Origin of the sequence: Streptomyces sp. NRRL S-646, from assembly GCF_000720765.1 — a bacterium.
Lineage (GTDB): Bacteria > Actinomycetota > Actinomycetes > Streptomycetales > Streptomycetaceae > Streptomyces.
In genome coordinates this window covers 150,511-169,473 of the sequence record NZ_JODC01000014.1, presented here as the reverse complement: position 1 = coordinate 169,473, position 18,963 = coordinate 150,511, and the positions used below count along the sequence as shown (strand labels likewise).

Genomic DNA, 18,963 nt, shown 5'->3' with positions numbered 1-18,963 from the left:
TGTCCTTACTTCTTCTGTTAGAGCGCGTCCGGGCCGCGCTCGCCGGTCCGGACCCGTACGGCCGTCTCGACCGGGATCGACCAGACCTTGCCGTCACCGATCTTGCCGGTTCGGGCCGCCTTGACGATGACGTCGATCAGCTGCTCGGCGTCGTCGTCCTCGGCCAGTACCTCGATACGGATCTTGGGAACCAGGTCGACGGTGTACTCGGCACCGCGGTAGACCTCGGTGTGGCCCCGCTGACGACCGTAACCGCTCGCCTCGGTGACCGTCAGGCCGTGGACTCCGAAGGCCTGCAGGGCCTCCTTGATCTCGTCGAGCCGGTGGGGCTTCACGACGGCGGTGATGAGCTTCATGCGTCCACCTTCTTGCTGTCGGCGCCGACACCGGCCGGGACGGCGGTCTTGGCCAGACCGCCACCGGCACCGCTGAAGTCGTATGCGGTCTCGGCGTGCTCCGCCTGGTCGATACCGGAGATCTCCTCGTCCTCGGTGACCCGCATACCGATGGTCTTGTCGAGGAGGAAGGCGAGGACCGCGGAGGCGATCAGGGAGTAGGCGAGGACCGCGCCGACACCGGCGAACTGCTTCCACAGCTGGGTGAAGGAGTGGTCGCCGTAGAAGACGCCCGTCGCGGTCGACTGGCCCTTGCCGGTGGCGAAGAAGCCGATGAGCAGGGAGCCGATGATGCCGCCGACCATGTGGACGCCGACGACGTCGAGGGAGTCGTCGTAGCCGAACTTGTACTTCAGGCCCACGGCCGCGGCGCAGGCGACACCGGCGATGGCGCCGACGGCGATCGCGCCGAGCGGGGAGACCGCACCACCGGACGGGGTGATCGCGACCAGACCGGCGACCGCGCCGGAGGCGGCGCCCAGCGTGGTGAACGCGCCGTGGCGGATCTTCTCGTAGGCGAGCCAGGCCAGCATGGCGGCGGCGGTGGCGACCTGCGTGTTGACGAACATCAGCGCGCCGACGCCGTCGTCGTTGCCGAGCCACGAGCCGGCGTTGAAGCCGAACCAGCCGAACCACAGCAGACCAGCACCGAGCATGACCAGCGGGAGGCTGTGCGGGCGCATCGGGTCCTTCTTGAAGCCGACGCGCTTGCCGATGACGAGGATGACGCCGAGCGCGCCCGCACCGGCGTTGATGTGGACCGCGGTACCACCGGCGAAGTCGATCACACCGAGCTTGAAGGCCCAGCCGTCAGCACCCCACACCCAGTGGGCGACCGGGACGTAGACGATCGTCAGCCACAGGGCGACGAAGAGCGCCCAGGCCGAGAACTTGACGCGGTCCGCGAGGGCGCCGCTTATCAGGGCCGGAGTGATGATGGCGAACATCATCTGGAAGACCATGAAGACGAAGATCGGGATGGTGTAGCCGGGCCACAGCTCCGTCAGACCGATCTTGCGCAGGCCGAACCAGTCGGAGTCCCAGCCGATAAGACTGTTGTTCGTACCGAAGGCGAGGGAGAAGCCGTAGAGCACCCACAGAATGGTGACAATGCCGATGCTGATGAAGCTCATCATCAGCATGTTCAGGGTGCTCTTGACGCGGACCATGCCTCCGTAGAAGAAGGCGAGGCCCGGCGTCATGATCAGCACCAGGGCAGAAGCAATGAGCATGAAGCCTGTGTTCGCGGAGGACAGCTTGGGTGCCTCCGCGGCAAGCGTGATGGCTGGTGCCATCGGCGTCTCCTCGTCGTTGGTACGGCCCCGTGCGGGCGAAGCCTGAAGCGGTCATGAGGGGTGGGCCGGTTATGCGCCATGAGATTGGCGCAGCGCGGTTTCGTTGGAAGCCCCTCGTTGTTTCGCCGCCGTGACGAAGGCGCCCCGTGTGTTACGCCTCGATGAACTGCCGGATGTCGGGTGAGTTCATCGTTATCGTGGCGCAACCTTCACCGAGGAAGAAAACCGGCCACGGGCGGCCTTCCGATGACCTGGCATGGGGGGAGCCGAGTCGGGCAGTTCGGGAGGGCCGGCCGTGACCGGGGTCAAGGGATTTCAGACCGCCTCGGCGGTCTCCGGGAGCTCGACGGCGAGCTTCTCGGTGAGGTCCACGATCTCGGCGAGGTCCCCGAAATCGCGTACGGCCGTGTCGACCGTCTTTCGAATACGAGTGTTCACGCGCTCGGAGCGGACCTTCTTGGCGATGTGCATGGCCTGCTCGGCCAGCACCGCACTCCGCTCGGGCTCACGCTGCAGCAGGTGCACCGTGGCCATGCCGATCAGGTTCAGTGCATACGAGCGCTGGTGCTCGGTGTCCCGGGAGAAGAGCTCTACGGCCTGCTGCATCACGGGCTCGGCCAGGGACGCGTAGGTGGGGCTGCGGCCCGCGACGTAGGCGAGGTCGCGGTAGGAGTGGCTGTTCTCGCCGTGCAGCTCGGCCTCGGAGAAGAAGCGGATCCAGTCGGGGTCCGGGTCGTCCCACTCGTCCACGTCCGCGAAGGTGTCCTCGGCCATCCGGACGGCCCGCTTGCACTTGCCGGGCTGCCCCATGTTGGCGTAGGCGCGGGCCTCCATCGCATACAGCATCGACTGGGTGCGGGGGCTCGCGCAGTCCCGGCTGCCGTACTGCGCGAGGTGGATCAGTTCCAGCGCGTCGTCGGGCCTGCCGAGGTGGATCATCTGGCGGCTCATGCTGGAGAGGATGTACGAGCCGAGCGGCTTGTCGCCCGCCTCCTTGGCGGCGTGCAGGGCGAGGACGAAGTACTTCTGGGCGGTCGGCTGGAGCCCGACGTCGTACGACATCCAGCCGGCCAGCTCCGCAAGCTCCCCGGCGACCTTGAACAGCTTCCTGGTGGTGGTCTCCGGCTGGGGCTCCTGGAGGAGGTCCGTCACCTCATGCAGCTGGCCGACGACCGCCTTGCGGCGCAGGCCGCCGCCGCACTGGGCGTCCCACTGCCGGAACATCACCGTCGTGGACTCCAGGAGGTCCAGCTCGGGCTTGGAGAGCCGGCCGGGCCGACGGGGCGCGGCCGACGGCTCCGGCTCCGGCTCCGGCTGCGGAGCCTGGGGCGAGGGCACCAGCCAGCGCTGCATGGGCTCGATGAGGGACGGGCCCGCGGACAGGGCCAGCGAGGTACCGAGGAAGCCGCGCCGCGCCAGCATCAGGTCGCTGCGCGAGAACTCGCTGAGCAGAGCCACTGTCTGCGGGCCCGTCCAGGGCAGGTCGACGCCGGACACGGAGGGTGACTGACGGGCCGTGCGCAGGCCGATGTCCTCGACGGAGACCACGCAGCCGAAGCGCTCGGAGAACAGCTCGGACAGGATCCTGGGGATCGGCTCGCGGGGGTTCTCGCCGTCCAGCCAGCGGCGCACCCGGGAGGTGTCCGTGGAGATGTGATTGGCACCCAACTGGCGCGCCCTGCGGTTGACTTGACGGGCCAGTTCGCCCTTCGACCAGCCGCTGCGCACGAACCAGGACGTGAGCAACTCGTTGGGGCGCTTGTCCGTGCTGGTCGCGGTCGTCCCGCTTCCGCCGTTGCCGCTCACTGGAACGCCCCCATCCCTGAGACCACTTGTCGCTGAGTGCGCCAAGCCCTATCAGAATGCCGGTAAATACAGCTGCCCGTCCGCCGGTTCTCACCCTTCGAACGGGATGCCGAGTTGCCTCCGGCATACCCACGAGTGCATGTGCCCCCAGGACTCGTGCACTCAAAGTAATCCTACGATCACTGGTCCAGCCATGGCGATCCCAGAAACGCCACCATTCGCCACCCCTTCGAATGAACTCACGGTGGCCTCCACGCGATTCACTTGACATAGACCGATCGGGAGTAGGCGGAGCGAAGCACTCAGGGGCGCGCGTCGCCGAGTTCACCACCCGGGGCACCCCCAGCGCCGCCCGGACCACGCGGGGCCGGTGCCGTCCGGAAACACAGGGTCACGATCCGCATCCGCGTCGTAACCACCGACGCGTCGGACCCGTTGGAGGGGGCATGGGCTTCACGATCGGCGGCATCCGGGAGATCCGCTCCGGCTCGCGTCGGCGCGGCCGCTCCTCGGAGTGCACCGCCGTCGCCGAGTTCACCGGGCTCTGGGGCTGGGACGTGGTCCCGGGGGCCCGGGCCGCGGCAGGCGACTGCTCCTGCGGCCGGGCGGACTGCAGCGCACCAGGGGCGCATCCCCTGGAGTTCGCGCCCCAGGTCCAGGCCGGCGCCACGCTCGACGAAGTGACCAAGACATGGGGCGAGTTCCCCGGGGCGTCGGTCATGCTCGCGGTCGGCCGGGCGTTCGACGTCCTCGAGGTGGCCGAGCCCGCCGGCCGCCGCGCCCTGGTCCGCCTGGAGCGCATGGGCCTCCCGGTCGGCCCGGTCACCGCGACCCCCGAGGGCCGCGCCCAGTTCTTCGTCGCCCCCGGCGCCGCCGCCGAGCTCCCCGAGCTCCTGTACCGCATGGGCTGGGACGACCCGACCTCCCTCGACCTCCGCGGCCTGGGCCTCGGCACGTACATCACGGCCCCGCCCTCCGACCGGGGCGGCCTGGGGCCGGTGCGCTGGCTGCGGCCCCCGGCGCTGGATTCGGCCACGAAACCGCCGGCGGCCCGGCTACTGCTGGGGACGCTGGCCTATGTGGCGCATCGGTCGCGGGCATAGCCGTATCTGCACATACGTACACAGCGAAGCGCCCGGCCCCAACTGCACCTTGGGGGCGGGCGCTTCTTTACATTTCGGGCATTCCGGGCGGGTAGTAAAACAACCACGTGTCCGGCGCTCAGTCGCCGATAAGCGCATCCACGAACGCCTCCGGCTCGAACGGCGCCAGATCGTCGGCGCCCTCGCCGAGACCCACCAGCTTGACCGGCACGCCCAGCTCGCGCTGGACCGCGACCACGATGCCGCCCTTCGCCGTGCCGTCCAGCTTGGTGAGCACGATGCCGGTGATGTCGACGACCTCGGCGAACACTCGGGCCTGCACCAGGCCGTTCTGCCCGGTCGTGGCGTCGAGGACGAGGAGGATCTCGTCCAGCGGGGCGTGCTTCTCGACCACGCGCTTGACCTTGCCGAGCTCGTCCATGAGCCCGGTCTTGGTGTGCAGGCGCCCGGCGGTGTCGATGAGGACGACGTCGGAGCCCATCTCCTTGCCCTCCTTCACCGCGTCGAAGGCGACGGAGGCGGGGTCGCCGCCCTCCGGCCCGCGCACGGTGTGGGCGCCGACCCGCTCGCCCCAGGTCTGCAGCTGGTCCGCGGCGGCGGCACGGAAGGTGTCGGCGGCACCGAGGACGACACTGCGGCCGTCGGCGACCAGGACGCGGGCGAGCTTGCCGGTGGTGGTGGTCTTGCCGGTGCCGTTGACACCGACGACCATCACGATGCCGGGCTTGCTGGTCTCGGGCTCGGTCTTCACCGTGCGGTCGAAGTCGGTGCCGACCAGCTTGAGGAGTTCCTCGCGCAGCAGGCCGCGCAGCTCGGCGGGGGTGCGGGTGCCGAGCACCTTCACTCGCTCACGCAGGCCCTCGACCAGCTCCTGGGTGGGAGCCACGCCGACGTCGGCGGTGAGCAGGATGTCCTCGATCTCCTCCCAGGTCTCCTCGTCGAGGTGCTCGCGCGACAGGAGCGTGAGCAGCCCCTTGCCGAGCGCGTTCTGGGAGCGCGAGAGGCGGGCGCGGAGGCGGACGAGACGTCCGGCCGTCGGCTCCGGGACCTCGATCTCGGGGATTTCGAGAGCGGGCGGTTCCTCGACGGCGACCGGCGCCGAGCCGTCCGGAAGATCCACCTCCTCTATCGTCCGGCGCGGTTCGTCGCGGGGTGTCTCGGCCTCGTCGCCGACGTGCGGCTCGGCCGGAGGGGCGGTGATGTCGGGCGCGGCGGGCGGCGGCGGGGGCAGCGACTTCTTCCGTCGGCTGCCGATGACGAGCCCGCCGAGCGCGCCGAGCACGACCACGGCGATGACTACAGCAAGGATGACGGTTTCCATAACGCGTCCAGTATCAGTCATGGAGTCCTGCGACACCCCTCTGGATGTCTGACACTCCGTCAGCTAACGTCCCCGTGCACACCCGCCCGGTGAAGGGGGACCCCCATGCCCGTCTCCGTCGTACGTTTCAACCTCGTCGAACCCGGTGCCACCCCCGCCTCGCTCCGCGCCCGCTACCGGGCCGCCCTGGAGATGGCCGCGTACGCCGACGAGCACGGCGTCACCACCGTGCAGACCGAGGAACACCACGGCGTCGACAACAACTGGCTGCCGTCGCCGTTCGCCTTCGCGGGCGCCGTCTTCGGCGCGACCCGCCGGATCGCGGTCACCGTCTCGGCGGTGATCGGCCCGCTGCACGACCCGCTGCGGCTGGCCGAGGACATCGCCGTACTGGATCTGCTGAGCGGCGGCCGGCTGGTGACCGTCGCCGGCATCGGGTACCGGCCCGAGGAGTACGCCCAGTTCGACGTGGACTGGAAGCGGCGCGGCAGGCTTCAGGACGAGCTGCTGGAGACGGTGCTCAAGGCCTGGACCGGGGAGGAGTTCGAGTACCGGGGCCGCATGGTACGGGTCACCCCGCGCCCCTTCACCGAGCCGCACCCCCTGCTCCTGGTCGGCGGCTCGTCCAAGGCCGCCGCCCGCCGCGCGGCCCGCCTCGGTCTCCCCTTCTTCCCTAGCGCGCATCTGCCGGAGCTGGAGGCGTACTACAAGGAGCGGCTCGTCGAGTACGGCACCGAGGGCTGGACCATGATGCCCGCCGCCGAGACCCCGCTGCTGCACCTCGCCGAGGATCCCGACCGGGTGTGGGCCGAGCACGGCGAGCACTTCCTGCACGAGGCGCGGACGTACGCCTCCTGGCAGTCCGGGGACATCCGGTCGGCGGTGAAGTCTGCGGCCACGAGCGTGGACGAGCTGCGCGCGGAGGGCGTCTACCGGATCCTGACGCCGGGCCAGTGCGTGGAGCAGGGGCTGGACAACCTCGTACTGCATCCGCTGGCCGGGGGGATGCCGGTGGAGGAGGGCTGGCGGAGCCTGCGGCTGTTCGCCGAGCGGGTGCTTCCGGCGCTGGGGGGCTGATGCGGAGCGATATCCGCTGGTCCGGTCCGGTGCACGGGTGATCCACTGACTCCCATGAGCCTGTTGGTGGAGGTCTTCGCCCGCGAGCCGGACGGCGGCATACGGATCCTCGACGTACCGGACGACGTATACCAGTCCGGCGGGTTCGAGTCCTGGCGTACGACGGTGTGGGGATCGGAGTTCGTACGCTCGCTGGGTGCCCGCTTCCTGCCGGTGCTAGCGGACGACGACCTCTGCGTCGAGGCCGAGGAAGTGCCGGAGTTCCGGCGCGAGGTCGCCCTGCTGCGCTCCCGTCTCGACGAGCTCGCCCACCGCACCGACCGGCCGGGGACGGTCGAGGAGCGCCGGCACCAGATCGAAACGCGGCTGCGGATCATCGAGGAGAGCATCCGCAAGGCCCTGGAGATCGGCGGGGGCGTCCTCATCTGGTGAGACAAGAGGCCGCCGCCCCCGCCCGGGCAGTGCCGGGCGGGGGCGGCGGACGGTACGAGGAGAGGGGCAGCGGGGACTTGGCCCTTCTCCCCGAGTGTGCGGGGCTGCTCAGCCCATCTCCTCCAGCGCCTTGCCCTTCGTCTCCTTGACGAACTTCAGGACGAACGGGACGGAGAGCGCTGCGAAGACCGTGTAGATCACGTAGGTCGCGGAGAGGTTCCAGTCGGACAGGGACGGGAAGCTAGCGGTGATGGCCCAGTTGGCGATCCACTGCGCGGAGGCGGCCACGCCCAGGGCGGCGGCGCGGATCTTGTTCGGGAACATCTCGCCGAGCATGACCCAGACGACCACACCCCAGGACAGGGCGAAGAAGAGGACGAAGATGTGCGCGGCGATCAGGGCGGTCCAGCCCTGTGCGGCCGGCAGCTTGCCGTCGACCAAGTGGTACGAGAAGGCCCAGGCCTCCAGCGCGAGTCCGATCACCATGCCGATCGAGCCGATCAGGGCCAGCGGCTTACGGCCGACGCGGTCCACGAAGATCATGGCGATCACGGTGCCGAGGATGTTGATGATCGACGTCGTGAAGGAGTAGAAGAACGAGTCCGTCGGGTCGACGCCGACCGACTGCCACAGGGTCGAGGAGTAGTAGAACGCGACGTTGATGCCGACGAACTGCTGGAACACCGAGAGGCCGATGCCGACCCAGACGATCGGCTTGAAGAAGAAGCCACCGCCGAGCAGGTCCTTGAAGGCGGACTTGTGCTCGCTCTTCATCGCGTGCTCGATCTCGTTCACGCGGGCGTCCAGGTTGCCGTGCTCGCCCTCGACCTCGGCGAGGATCTCGCGGGCACGCTCATGCCTGCCGACGGAGATCAGGAAGCGGGGCGACTCGGGGATGGCGAAGGAGAGCAGGCCGTAGAGGACGGCTGGCACCACCATGACGCCGAGCATGACCTGCCAGGCCTCCAGGCCCATCAGCTTGCCGCGCTGGTCGCCGTCGGCGGCGTTCAGCAGACCCCAGTTGACCAGCTGCGAGATCGCGATGCCGATGACGATCGCGGCCTGCTGGAAGGAACCGAGACGGCCGCGGTACGCGGGCGGGGCGACCTCGGCGATATAGGCGGGGCCGATGACGGAGGCCATGCCGATGGCGAAGCCGCCGACGACGCGCCAGAGCGCGAAGTCCCACAGCGCGAAGGGCAGCGCCGAGCCGACGGCGCTGACGGTGAACAGCACGGCGGCGATCTGCATGACCCGGATGCGGCCGATCCGGTCGGCGATACGGCCGGCGGTCGCGGCGCCGATGGCACAGCCGATCAGGGCGATGGCGATGACCTGGGCCAGGGCCGCGGAGCCGATGCCGTAGCGGTCCCGGATGGCTTCGACCGCGCCGTTGATCACGGAGCTGTCGTAGCCGAACAGGAAACCGCCCATCGCGGCCGCCGCCGCGATGAAGGTGACGCGCCCGAGGTGCTCGGGACGCGCCGTTCTGGCTCCTGACTTCTGTGCCTGCACTGTGCTGGTCACGTTCAACTCCTCGGGCCACCGGCAGCGCTGCCGGGTGGGGGACCCTTCCCGGTAGGTAATACCTGAAGGTAAAAACAACGTTGCCGAGACTATGCCTTCAAGTTTCGAAGTCAAGAGGGCAGGTCTGTGACTTTTCAGTGCACTCGTGAGGGGAATGTGTTCAACTCTTGAAGTTGATGTTCAGCGCAACCGCTGGCTGATGACCTTCGACACACCATCGCCCTGCATGGAGACGCCGTACAGCGCGTCGGCGACCTCCATGGTCCGCTTCTGGTGCGTGATCACGATCAGCTGCGAGGCTTCCTGCAGCTCCTGCATGATGCGGATCAGCCGCTGCAGGTTGGTGTCGTCGAGCGCGGCCTCGACCTCGTCCATGACGTAGAACGGGCTCGGCCGGGCCTTGAAGATGGACACCAGCAGCGCGACGGCGGTGAGTGAGCGCTCGCCACCCGAGAGCAACGACAGCCGCTTGACCTTCTTGCCCGGCGGCCGGGCCTCGACATCGACACCCGTGGTGAGCATGTTGTCGGGGTCGGTCAGGATCAGCCGCCCCTCGCCGCCCGGGAACAGCCGGCTGAAGACACCCTCGAACTCCCGGGCCGTGTCCCGGTAGGCCTCGGTGAAGACCTGCTCGACGCGCTCGTCGACCTCCTTGACGACCTGGAGCAGGTCGGCGCGGGTCTTCTTCAGGTCTTCGAGCTGCTCGCTGAGGAACTTGTGGCGTTCCTCCAGTGCGGCGAACTCCTCCAGGGCGAGCGGATTGACCTTGCCGAGCTGCTGGTAGGCCCGCTCGGCGGCCTTGAGCCGCTTCTCCTGCTCGGCGCGGTGGAAGGTCTTGGGCTGGTTGCGGGGATGCTCCGGGTCCTCGGGCAGCTCCTCGCCCTCGGCGGGCGGGGAGGGCGGTACGAGCTGGTGCGGGCCGTACTCGGAGACGAGCCCGGCCGGCTCCACGCCCAGCTCCTCCAGCGCCTTGGTCTCCAACTGCTCGATCCTCATGCGCTTCTCGGCACCGAGCACCTCGCCGCGGTGGACGGAGTCGGTCAGCTTGTCGAGCTCGCCCTTGAGGTCGCGGCCGGCGCTCCGGGCAGCGGTCAGCTCCTGCTCGCGCCGGGCCTTGGCGGCGTCGGCCGCGGTGCGTTCCTCCTCGGCCCGTGCGAGGGAGACCTCGACGTGCGCGAGCAACTGGCGTGCACCGGAGGCGACGGCTTCCGCCACGGCGGCCTCGTGCCGCAGCCGCGCCCGGCGCTGCTCGGCACGCGCGCGTGCGTCACGCTCCGCTCGGGCGGCGCGGTCGAGGGAGTCGGCGCGGCCGGCGAGTCCTTTGACGCGCTCTTCGTGCGTACGGACCTGAAGCCGGGCCTCCATCTCGGTCTGGCGGGCGTTGGCGCCGTCGGCGGCGAGACGGTCTCGTACCGACGTGTCCGGCTCCTCCTCGACGGGCATCTCCTCGGCGACGGCGAGGCGTTCGGCGAGGACCTCGACCTCTTCGAGGGCCTTGTCCAGCGCGTCCTGCGCCCGTGCGGCAGCGGCGACGGTCCGTTCCGCTTCGCCCGCGGCACCCCGTGCCTGCCCGGCGAGCCGTCCCAGCTGCTGGGCCACGGCCGACTTCTCCCGGTCGGCGGCGCGGCGCCGCTCCCCCAGCTCCTCGACCGTCGCGGCACATTCCTTGCGCCGCTCCCCCGCCGCGTGCTGGGCCTCGGTGAGTTCCTCGCAGCGTACGGCGAGCTCTTCGAGCTCGGCGGCGGCCTCGTCGACGGAGGCCTGTACCTCCAGCAGGCTGGGTGCGCCTGCGGAACCGCCGTGTGCGAAGTGTGCGCCGAGGAGGTCGCCTTCGGCGGTTACGGCGGTGAGGTGGGGGTGCGTGTATACGACGTTTTCGGCGTCTTCGAGGGTGTCGACTACGACGATGCCGTGCAGGAGGCGCCTCACGGCGGCCATCAGGTCGGAGGGAGCTCGGACCAGGTTCGCCGCAGGAAGGGGGGCGCTTGGTGATTGGGCGTCTGCGGGTTCGTTGTGGCTGGTCGCGCCCCGCGGCGGAGCCTCATATTGATACAGCCCCGCGCCCCTATGGGCCGCGTCCGTCAGCGGCGGCTCCTCAGGCGCCCCCGCCAGAAGCAACGATGCGCGGCCGCCGTCCTGCTTGCGCAGCAAGCGGATCGCGTCGGCCGCGGCCGACGGTGAGGTCACCGCCAGGGCGTCTGCCGCCGCACCGAAAGCCGCCGCCAGGGGGACCTCGTAGCCGGGAGTGATCGTCAGCAGTTCGGCCGCCGGACCGAGCAGGCCGGAGAGACGGTCCTTCGCGCCGAGGAGCGCGCCCGTGCCGTCCTTGCGGCGCAGGCCCAGTGCGAGCGCCTCGTGCCGGGCCTGCGTCGCGGCCCGTTTCCGCTCCACCGCGGTGGCCGCCTCGCGGGCGGCGGTCAGGGCGGCCTCCGCCTCGGCCAGCTGCTCTTTCGCCGCCGCGTGCTGCTCGCCCAGTTCCGCGTCGCCCGCGTCGAGGCCGTCGACCTCGGCCTTGAGCGCCTCGTACTCCTCCTGCGCTGCGACGGCCCGCTCCTGGGCCTCGTCCCGGGCCGCTGCCAGGCGGTCGATCTCCGCCTGTGCGGAGGCGGCGCGCGAACGGGCCGCGCCCACCTGGCCGTTCAGCCGGGCGAGGCCCTCGCGGCGGTCGGCGATGGCACGGGCGACGTCCTTCAGACGCCGTTCTTCCTGCGTGAGTTCGCGCTCCAGCTCGGCCCGGTGCGCGACCGTGTCCTCCAGCGCCCGCTCGGCCGCCTCCAGCGCTGCTTCGAGCTCGGCCTCCTGCTCACGGATACGGGCGGCCTCGCGCTCCATGTCCTCGGGGTCGCGACCGCGGCGCTCCTCCGGCGGCGCCGAGGTGGCGCTCTTCACGCGCGCGTCGGCCAGCGAGATCGTGCCGCGCACCCGCTCGGCCAACTGCGACAGCTCGTACCAGGTCTGCTGGGCCCGTTGGAGCCGGGGAGCGAGCTGTCGTACCTCGTCCTCCAGGAGCGCCTCGCGCTGCAGCGCCTTCTTCAGGTCCTGCTCGGCGGCTTCCTTGCGTTCCTTGAGCGCGGCCTCGTCCGCGACCTCGGCTTTCAGTGCTTCCCGCAGCCGTACGAGATCGTCGGCGAGGAGGCGCAGACGCGCGTCGCGGAGGTCGGCCTGGATGACGGCCGCCCGCCGGGCGACGGCGGCCTGCCGGCCAAGCGGCTTGAGCTGTCTGCGCAGTTCGTCGGTCAGGTCCTGCACGCGCGCGAGGTTGGCCTGCATCGCGTCGAGCTTGCGGAGGGCCTTCTCCTTGCGCTTGCGGTGCTTGAGGACGCCGGCCGCCTCCTCGATGAAGGCGCGGCGGCCCATGGGGTCGGCGTGCAGGACGGAGTCGAGCTGGCCCTGGCCGACGATGACGTGCATCTCGCGGCCGATGCCGGAGTCGGAGAGGAGTTCCTGGATGTCCAGGAGACGGCAGGTGTCGCCGTTGATCTGGTACTCGCTGCCGCCGTTGCGGAACATGATCCGCGTGATGGTGACCTCGGCGTACTCGATGGGCAGGGCCCCGTCGGAGTTGTCGATGGTGAGGGACACCTCGGCGCGGCCCAGCGGCGGGCGCCCGGTGGTGCCGGCGAAGATGACGTCCTCCATCTTGCCGCCGCGCAGCGACTTGGCACCCTGCTCGCCCATCACCCAGCTCAGGGCGTCCACGACATTGGACTTGCCCGAGCCGTTCGGTCCCACGACACACGTGATGCCCGGCTCGAACCGGAGCGTGGTCGCCGAGGCGAAAGACTTGAACCCGCGGAGGGTCAGGGCCTTGAGGTGCACGCCGCTGGACTCTACCTTCCGCCGGTATCCCACTCCATGAACCCGCGGTTTCACCCTTGAACGTGCAGGGCACACCAAACGTTAAAGAGAGTGAAAGGATGCGCGGGGGAAAGAAAGAAGGGACGCCGAAGCGTCCCTTGCAAACTCTGAACTCTGACAACTTAGCGGTTGATACGGGCGGCCCAACCACTGCTGTCGTGGTGCGATGCAGTGATCAGGTGAGCGCAGGCTCCGCCTGGTGTGCGTCGATGCTCTCCATGATCCTGTCGTGAGAAGCGGCAGCCGCGAGCGCGTCGTTCTCAGCCTGGATCCGTACGAGCTCGGATTCCAGGTCCTGGACGCGCTGCTGGAGCCGTCGCATCTCGGCGAGGAGTCGAGGGTCGGAGCCGCCGACGTAACCGAGAAGCGCCTTTGCCATGATGGATGGTCCTCCACACTGAGTGACCGACCGAAGCGGTGTGGGTCGTGAGGGAATCGCACCCGCGGTGCTTGACACTCTTGAGTTCATGCTGCCGTTCATCCATGCCAAACAGCTAAGGTGCGCGGGGTGCTTTCAGCGTCTCACCAAAAAGTTTGACGGTCAACACGATCACGCCCTGTATTGGCGGGCAACCCGTGGGCGCGCGGCCTGAGACGGCGGCGCTGCGGCTCCTGCGGGGCTCTCAGGGCGTGGCGATCATTCTTGGGTGCGCAGCCTGCCACGACAAGCAGTTCTTGGCAACCACCAGGCAATTTCTGCTCCGGGCACCTGCCCGCGGCATGTCCGTCCGCTTGCACCCGGGGCTCTTTACAGAATCGGCTCAGCGGATGGCGAAGCCGTCGTACCCCCCGCGAGGTGTGTCCCAGATCTCGGTGACACCCTCGACGCGGCCGGGCGTGTCGTCGCCCTGGAGCCAGCCGAGCAGTCCCTCGCACCGCTCCCGGGGGCCCTCGGCGACCACCTGGACCCGTCCGTCGCCCAAATTGAGAGCAAAACCACTCAGGCCGCCGAGCTCGAGGGCCTTGGCCCGCGTGAACCAGCGAAAACCCACACCTTGGACGCGTCCCCGCACCCAGGCAACCAGTCGCACATCCTCGCTCATGGGTGCAACCTAACCGGCCAATGTCTCTCGGGACACTTCCTCCTCTGACGCCATGCGGTACCGTCCCCACCCAATGAATCTCATATGAAACTCACTCGATCGAGTGAGTTGGGTCACCCGCAAGATCATATGGGACACGTTGATCGCAAGGACGAGGAAGGCCAAGACATGGGACGCCACCGACGCTCCGCCGCCGGCCGCGCCGCCACGGGCCGCGCCACGGGGGTCACAGGTAGGGACGGCTCGTACGCGAGCAGCTACGACCCCCAGCAGTACTCGTACAGCTACGACCCGCCGGAGGCCGGCGCGGGCGACGAGCGGCCCACCCTGGGCACCGCCCCGTATCTGCACTCCACGGAGTACGCCGAGGCCTCCGCGCGAAGCGCCGCGTACCTGTTCGCCAGCGAGGACGACTACGCGACGGTGTTCCCGGAGCACGGGTACACACCCGACAAGGGCTCCCGGCGAGGGGGATCGCGCCGCCGGAGGAAGGCCGTGACTCCGATGCGTACCGGTCTGCTCGGGGTCTCCGCCGCCGTCGCCATCGGTACGGTCGCGGTCGCCACGGGTGCCATGCCCGGCCTCGACAACTACAAGCTGGGCGGCAGCGGCAGCTCCGACAAGGTGCAGGCCGCGAACACGCCGACCAACTCGGCGACCGAGCAGGGCGGCACGTCCGGCAGCGCCGCCGGCCGCGACGAGGGCTCCTCGACGAGCCGCGACGCCGACCGCTCGGCCTCACCCTCGCCCAGCCCCTCGACCTCTTCGGCCGCGCCGACCGAGGCGCCGCCGAAGAAGCAGAAGACCACGCCCACCAAGAAGCCGAAGACGACGCCTCCGGCGAAGCAGACCAAGCCGCCCAAGCAGACCACCGCCCCGGTGGCGGTCTCCGCACAGGCCGCCGCCGAGGCGGAGGTGCTCAAGCTGGTCAACGAGGAGCGGGCCAAGGTCGGCTGCAGCGCGGTCTCCGCCAACAGCACCCTGTCGGAGCTGGCGGAGAAGTTCAGCGACGCCATGGCCGCCGACGGTTTCTTCGACCACACCGACCCCAGCGGCGCCTCGCCGTGGGACCGGGCGGCGAAGCTCGGCATATCCAACCTCGGCGGCGAGAACATAGCCCGGGGCCAGACCGATGCGGCCGCCGTGATGGAGGCCTGGATGAACAGCCCCGGCCACCGGGCCAACATCCTGAACTGCGACTTCAAGACGCTGGGCGTCGGTGTGCACTTCGGGTCGGGCGGCCCGTGGTGGACGCAGGACTTCGGGTACTAGTCCCCTCTGTTCCCCTCTACTCCCTTCTGCTCCCCTTCACGCCCCTTACGGACGTCAGGCGGCGTGACCCAGCAGGAACACCCGCGCCGTCTCCGTGACCCGGCGGCCGAGGTGCTCGGCGGTCTGGATGTCCGCCTTGTGTACGGCGTCCGGGCCCTCGTCGACGTTGGTCTGGGCCGCAGCGCCGGCGAAGACGCCGAGGCGGTTGAGGTCGTGCTCGGAGCCCTCGCTGTTGTTCCAGCCCGGGTGCAGGCCCAGGTTGACCCAGTGCATGCCGTGCTGACCGGCGAGGATCTGGAAGAACTGCAGGGTGTGCAGCTTGTCGCCACTCTTGGAGCCGGAGTTGGTGAAGCCGGCCGCCAGCTTGTCCTTCCAGTCCTGCCCGAACCAGCGCTTCGACGACGCCTCGGCGAAGACATGGAAGGCGCCGGACGCCGTACCCATGTAGGTCGGCGAGCCGAAGACGATGGCGTCCGAGCCGTCCAGCAGCGCCCACTGCTCGTCGGTGATCTCGTCGACCTTGATCAGATGCACCTCGGCGCCCGCCTCGACGGCACCGGCACGGACGGCCTCGGCGAGGACGGCGGTGTGGCCGTAGCCGGAGTGGTAGGCGATGGAGACAACAGGGATGGTCACGATGCGTACTCCTGAGATGAGCGGGTCGCTGACAATGACGAAAGGAAAGCACTAACTTTCAGTTAGTGCAACCTGCCGGTTAGCGCTGCGTTCGAGTACGCTTGAGGAATGGACAGCACGCAGGAGCGCCCGCAGGCGCAGGACCTCCCGTTCAACGTGTTCGCCAAGGCGTGTCCCTCGCGCGGCACCCTGGAGCACGTCACGGGACGCTGGGGCACTCTCACCCTCGGCGCCCTGCACGAGGGCTCGCTGCGCTTCAACGAGCTGCGCCGCCGTGTCGACGGCGTGAGCGAGAAGATGCTCTCCCAGACCCTGCACGCGCTGGAGCGCGACGGCCTGGTGCACCGCGAGGCCCAGCCGACGAACCCGCCCCGCGTGGACTACGAGCTGACCCCTCTCGGACACGAGGTCGCCGAGCGGCTGCTGAGCCTCATCCACCTGCTGGAGGGCCGCATGACCGACGTCCTTTCGGCACGCGAGCGCTACGACACCACGCGCGGCGACCTCTGACACTTCGGGCAGAAGTAGCTGGACCGGTTCATCCAGGGGCGCCGCCGCATCGGCGTGGCGCACCTCTTGCAGGGCAGACCCTCCCGGCCGTACGCATCCAGCGACCGGTCGAAGTAGCCGGACTCCCCGTTGACGTTGACGTACAGGCTGTCGAAGCTGGTGCCGCCCACGGCGAGGGCCTGGTTCATCACATCCCTGATGTGGCCGAGGAGTTCGGCGGTGCGCGGGCGGGTGAAGCTCGCGGTGGGACGTTCGTAGTGGATGCGGGCGCGCCAAAGGGCCTCGTCCGCATAGATGTTGCCGACTCCGCTGATCAACGACTGGTCCAGCAGGGCCCGTTTGATGGTGCTGCGCTTGCGGCGCAGCGCCTGGTGGAAGGCCTCGTCGTCGAACAGCGGGTCGAGGGGGTCGCGCGCGATGTGCGCGATGACATCGGGCAGGCCCTCGGGGGTGTTGTCGTGCAACGACAGGCCGCCGAAGGTGCGTTGGTCGACGAAGCGGAGTTCCGTCTTGAGGTCGTCGGCGAAGCGGACGCGGATCCTGAGGTGCTTCTCGTCCGGGGCCGCGTTCGGCTGGACCAGCAGCTGGCCGCTCATGCCGAGGTGAGCTAGGACCGACTGGTGGGTGTCCTCCAGGGGCAGCCACAGGTACTTGCCGCGGCGGCTGGGGACGCCGATGCGGTGACCCTTGAGGCGGTGCGCGAAGTCGTCGGCGCCGGCCACATGACGGCGTACGGCACGCGGGTGCAGCACCTCGGCGTCGGCGACGACGCGGTGGGCGACCCACCGCTCCAGGCCGCGCCGGACGACCTCGACCTCGGGCAACTCGGGCATCGGACCCCCCGTACGGACTGTGGATGAGCCGAGCGCCCGCCCCGGGGTGGGATGGGCGCTCGGGTCGCTGTTCGTCAGACAGAGACGTTCGTCAGGCGGAGACGGACGACGGTCCTTCGCCGTCCTGGGCAGCCTTCTCGGCTGCGACCTCCTCGGCCGCCGCCTTGGCGCGCTCGTCCGCTGCGGCCCGGATGGACCGCCACGCGGATTCCGCGGCCTGCTGCTCCGCCTCTTTCTTGCTGCGGCCGGTGCCGGTGCCGTACGAGACGCCTCCGACGCGGGCGGCAGCAGTGAAGGTCTTCTCGTGGTCGGGGCCGGTCTCCGTGACCAGGTACTCGGGCACGCCGAGACTCTCGGTCGCGGTGAGCTCCTGGAGGCTGGTCTTCCAGTCCAGGCCGGCTCCGAGGTTGGAGGACTTCTCGATCAGCGGGTCGAAGAGCCGGTGGACGAGCTCGCTCGCCGCATCGAGACCCTGGTCGAGATAGACAGCGCCGATCACCGCTTCAAGGGTGTCGGCGAGGATGGACGCCTTGTCCCGGCCGCCCGTGCCCTCTTCACCCCGGCCGAGCCGGATGAAGGAGCCCAGGTCGAGCCCTCGGCTGACCTCCGCCAGCGCACGCGAGTTGACCACCGCGGCCCGCAACTTGGCCAGCTGGCCTTCGGGCAGGTCGGGGTGGGTGGTGTACAGCGTGTCCGTGACCACGAGACCGAGCACGGAGTCCCCGAGGAACTCCAGCCGCTCGTTGGTCGGCAGACCGCCGTTCTCGTACGCGTACGAACGGTGGGTCAGCGCTCGCACCAGAAGGGCGGACTCGAGCTTGTACCCGAGCCGCCCTTCCAGAAGCGTGTGGGACGAGGCTGTGTTGTCCGACTTTTTCCTGGCGGTTGGGTCCGCCTTGGCGTCATCCGCCTTCTTGGCAGTGGACACGGTGCCTCTCACCAGCCGCTCAGACCTCGAGGACCTGGCGCTTGTTGTAGGTGCCGCAAGACGGGCACGCGATGTGCTGCAGCTTGGGCTCGTGGCAGCGCTCGCACGCAACCAGGGTGGGGACCGCAGCCTTCCACTGCGACCGGCGGTGGCGCGTGTTGCTGCGCGACATCTTCCGCTTCGGAACAGCCACGGCTACTTCTCCTGCTTCTCGTCGACGCCCGCTTCGGCGCCGCTCATCTCGTCCTTCTCGCCGTCTCCGAGTGAACCGGCGAGTCCCTGCAGTGCCGCCCAACGGATGTCGACGGCGTCATGGTGGTGGTCCGGGTCGTCCGCCAGCCGTGCTCCGCACTCGGAGCACAGACCGGGACAGTCTTCCTGGCACACCGGCTGCATCGGCAGTGCGAGCACCACCGCATCGCGCAGCACGGGCTCGAGGTCGAACAGGCCGTCCTCGATGAAGAGCCTGTCCTCGTCTTCCTCGGCGTCGTCGGCCGGCTCCGCTTTGGGGCGGCCCCGGTCATCGGCGTCAGGGTACGAGAACATCTCCTGGAATTCCGCTTCGAGGTCCAGCTGAAGCGGCTCCAGACACCTTACGCACTCCCCCTCGGCCTGTGCACGGGCGGTGCCTGTGACAAGCACACCTTCCATGACCGACTCGAGGCGGAGTTCGAGCTCCACCGGGGCGCCTTCCGGCACTCCGATGACTCCCGCGATCCCGAGATCCCTGGGAGCGTCGATCTCGCGGGTCAGGCGCTGCAGCGCACCAGGCCGCCGCCCCAGCTCGTGTGTGTCGAACACGAGAGGCTTGCGGTGGTCGAGGCGGGCGTTCAGAGCCATTCCTGCTTTCGATCTTCCAGCTCAGGGGGACGCTGCCCCTCGGTGTCCCTGGGCAGCGCTGATCGCGGACGTACACGCGACCGAAGA

The 18,963-nt window shown here is 69.2% G+C and carries 18 protein-coding genes; 5 read left to right on the top strand and 13 right to left on the bottom strand.

The genetic code is table 11. The features are described from left to right. Positions 1 to 17 precede the first annotated feature (17 nt). The 3 genes from IH68_RS0134885 to IH68_RS0134875 all read right to left on the bottom strand — a co-directional run bounded on the left by IH68_RS0134885 (position 18) and on the right by IH68_RS0134875 (position 3,496). Positions 18 to 356: a P-II family nitrogen regulator gene (locus tag IH68_RS0134885; RefSeq protein WP_009308760.1), complete on the bottom strand. Its 339-nt coding sequence runs from the start codon at positions 354 to 356 to the stop codon at positions 18 to 20. Then, on the bottom strand, positions 353 to 1,690 hold the full coding sequence (locus tag IH68_RS0134880) for an ammonium transporter (RefSeq protein WP_030943131.1): 1,338 nt from the start codon (positions 1,688 to 1,690) through the stop codon (positions 353 to 355). The genes IH68_RS0134885 and IH68_RS0134880 overlap by 4 nt, the downstream gene beginning before the upstream one ends. Before the next feature lie 315 nt (positions 1,691 to 2,005). Further along, entirely contained in the window at positions 2,006 to 3,496 is a 1,491-nt protein-coding gene (locus tag IH68_RS0134875) for a hypothetical protein (RefSeq protein WP_030943128.1), read from the bottom strand. 446 nt (positions 3,497 to 3,942) lie between these two features. On the opposite strand from IH68_RS0134875, the gene IH68_RS0134870 reads away from it, so the two are divergent. Further along, positions 3,943 to 4,599 carry a bifunctional DNA primase/polymerase gene (locus IH68_RS0134870; RefSeq protein WP_030943125.1) on the top strand — a complete coding sequence of 219 codons (657 nt, stop codon included), beginning with the start codon at positions 3,943 to 3,945 and terminating at the stop codon, positions 4,597 to 4,599. A 118-nt stretch (positions 4,600 to 4,717) separates the two neighbouring features. Here the strand turns inward: IH68_RS0134870 and ftsY are convergent, their stop codons facing one another. After that, complete coding sequence (ftsY, locus tag IH68_RS0134865) at positions 4,718 to 5,920, bottom strand: signal recognition particle-docking protein FtsY (RefSeq protein WP_030943121.1); 1,203 nt, start codon at positions 5,918 to 5,920, stop codon at positions 4,718 to 4,720. 105 nt (positions 5,921 to 6,025) lie between these two features. Here ftsY and IH68_RS0134860 point away from each other — a divergent pair, with 105 nt between their 5' ends. Both IH68_RS0134860 and IH68_RS0134855 read left to right on the top strand, forming a co-directional pair. Further along, entirely contained in the window at positions 6,026 to 6,997 is a 972-nt protein-coding gene (locus IH68_RS0134860) for an LLM class flavin-dependent oxidoreductase (RefSeq protein WP_030943118.1), read from the top strand. A 54-nt stretch (positions 6,998 to 7,051) separates the two neighbouring features. Next, on the top strand, positions 7,052 to 7,429 hold the full coding sequence (locus tag IH68_RS0134855; RefSeq protein ID WP_030943115.1) for a hypothetical protein: 378 nt from the start codon (positions 7,052 to 7,054) through the stop codon (positions 7,427 to 7,429). A gap of 108 nt (positions 7,430 to 7,537) precedes the next feature. On the opposite strand, the gene IH68_RS0134850 is transcribed toward IH68_RS0134855, so the two are convergent. The 4 genes from IH68_RS0134850 to IH68_RS0134835 all read right to left on the bottom strand — a co-directional run bounded on the left by IH68_RS0134850 (position 7,538) and on the right by IH68_RS0134835 (position 13,857). Beyond that, positions 7,538 to 8,956, bottom strand: coding sequence for a sugar porter family MFS transporter (locus IH68_RS0134850; protein ID WP_030943111.1), 1,419 nt, complete (start codon positions 8,954 to 8,956; stop codon positions 7,538 to 7,540). A 180-nt stretch (positions 8,957 to 9,136) separates the two neighbouring features. Then, entirely contained in the window at positions 9,137 to 12,775 is a 3,639-nt protein-coding gene (gene smc, locus IH68_RS0134845; protein ID WP_030943108.1) for a chromosome segregation protein SMC, read from the bottom strand. A gap of 214 nt (positions 12,776 to 12,989) precedes the next feature. After that, entirely contained in the window at positions 12,990 to 13,193 is a 204-nt protein-coding gene (locus IH68_RS0134840; protein WP_016432419.1) for a hypothetical protein, read from the bottom strand. A 382-nt stretch (positions 13,194 to 13,575) separates the two neighbouring features. Further along, on the bottom strand, positions 13,576 to 13,857 hold the full coding sequence (locus IH68_RS0134835) for an acylphosphatase (protein ID WP_078912750.1): 282 nt from the start codon (positions 13,855 to 13,857) through the stop codon (positions 13,576 to 13,578). Between the two features lie 168 nt (positions 13,858 to 14,025). Here IH68_RS0134835 and IH68_RS0134830 point away from each other — a divergent pair, with 168 nt between their 5' ends. Further along, entirely contained in the window at positions 14,026 to 15,129 is a 1,104-nt protein-coding gene (locus IH68_RS0134830) for a CAP domain-containing protein (protein ID WP_030943101.1), read from the top strand. A gap of 54 nt (positions 15,130 to 15,183) precedes the next feature. On the opposite strand, the gene IH68_RS0134825 is transcribed toward IH68_RS0134830, so the two are convergent. Continuing rightward, positions 15,184 to 15,765, bottom strand: a complete 582-nt coding sequence (locus IH68_RS0134825; protein WP_030943098.1) for a flavodoxin family protein — start codon at positions 15,763 to 15,765, stop codon at positions 15,184 to 15,186. A 108-nt stretch (positions 15,766 to 15,873) separates the two neighbouring features. Here IH68_RS0134825 and IH68_RS0134820 point away from each other — a divergent pair, with 108 nt between their 5' ends. After that, positions 15,874 to 16,275, top strand: coding sequence for a winged helix-turn-helix transcriptional regulator (locus IH68_RS0134820; protein WP_030943095.1), 402 nt, complete (start codon positions 15,874 to 15,876; stop codon positions 16,273 to 16,275). Here the strand turns inward: IH68_RS0134820 and mutM are convergent. From mutM to IH68_RS0134800, 4 genes are all read right to left on the bottom strand, one after another. Beyond that, positions 16,248 to 17,108, bottom strand: a complete 861-nt coding sequence (gene mutM / locus IH68_RS0134815) for a bifunctional DNA-formamidopyrimidine glycosylase/DNA-(apurinic or apyrimidinic site) lyase (protein WP_030943090.1) — start codon at positions 17,106 to 17,108, stop codon at positions 16,248 to 16,250. The two genes, IH68_RS0134820 and mutM, sit on opposite strands and share 28 nt — an antisense overlap. A gap of 91 nt (positions 17,109 to 17,199) precedes the next feature. Continuing rightward, entirely contained in the window at positions 17,200 to 18,048 is an 849-nt protein-coding gene (gene rnc, locus IH68_RS0134810; RefSeq protein WP_037885739.1) for a ribonuclease III, read from the bottom strand. A 7-nt stretch (positions 18,049 to 18,055) separates the two neighbouring features. Beyond that, a complete protein-coding gene (rpmF, locus tag IH68_RS0134805) occupies positions 18,056 to 18,229 on the bottom strand; it encodes a 50S ribosomal protein L32 (protein ID WP_007493396.1) in 174 nt (57 codons plus the stop codon). Positions 18,230 to 18,231: 2 nt separating this feature from the next. Next, a complete protein-coding gene (locus IH68_RS0134800; RefSeq protein ID WP_030943084.1) occupies positions 18,232 to 18,876 on the bottom strand; it encodes a YceD family protein in 645 nt (214 codons plus the stop codon). Between the last annotated feature and the right edge of the window lie 87 nt (positions 18,877 to 18,963).

What these genes read in the sequence shown, in the direction of transcription:
- IH68_RS0134885 (WP_009308760.1), bottom strand. Translation starts at nt 356, where the DNA reads ATGAAGCTCATCACCGCCGTCGTGAAGCCCCACCGGCTCGACGAGATC.
- IH68_RS0134880 (WP_030943131.1), bottom strand. Translation starts at nt 1,690, where the DNA reads ATGGCACCAGCCATCACGCTTGCCGCGGAGGCACCCAAGCTGTCCTCC.
- IH68_RS0134870 (WP_030943125.1), top strand. Translation starts at nt 3,943, where the DNA reads ATGGGCTTCACGATCGGCGGCATCCGGGAGATCCGCTCCGGCTCGCGT.
- ftsY (WP_030943121.1), bottom strand. Translation starts at nt 5,920, where the DNA reads ATGGAAACCGTCATCCTTGCTGTAGTCATCGCCGTGGTCGTGCTCGGC.
- IH68_RS0134860 (WP_030943118.1), top strand. Translation starts at nt 6,026, where the DNA reads ATGCCCGTCTCCGTCGTACGTTTCAACCTCGTCGAACCCGGTGCCACC.
- IH68_RS0134855 (WP_030943115.1), top strand. Translation starts at nt 7,052, where the DNA reads ATGAGCCTGTTGGTGGAGGTCTTCGCCCGCGAGCCGGACGGCGGCATA.
- IH68_RS0134840 (WP_016432419.1), bottom strand. Translation starts at nt 13,193, where the DNA reads ATGGCAAAGGCGCTTCTCGGTTACGTCGGCGGCTCCGACCCTCGACTC.
- IH68_RS0134835 (WP_078912750.1), bottom strand. Translation starts at nt 13,857, where the DNA reads ATGAGCGAGGATGTGCGACTGGTTGCCTGGGTGCGGGGACGCGTCCAA.
- IH68_RS0134830 (WP_030943101.1), top strand. Translation starts at nt 14,026, where the DNA reads ATGGGACGCCACCGACGCTCCGCCGCCGGCCGCGCCGCCACGGGCCGC.
- IH68_RS0134820 (WP_030943095.1), top strand. Translation starts at nt 15,874, where the DNA reads ATGGACAGCACGCAGGAGCGCCCGCAGGCGCAGGACCTCCCGTTCAAC.
- mutM (WP_030943090.1), bottom strand. Translation starts at nt 17,108, where the DNA reads ATGCCCGAGTTGCCCGAGGTCGAGGTCGTCCGGCGCGGCCTGGAGCGG.
- IH68_RS0134800 (WP_030943084.1), bottom strand. Translation starts at nt 18,876, where the DNA reads ATGGCTCTGAACGCCCGCCTCGACCACCGCAAGCCTCTCGTGTTCGAC.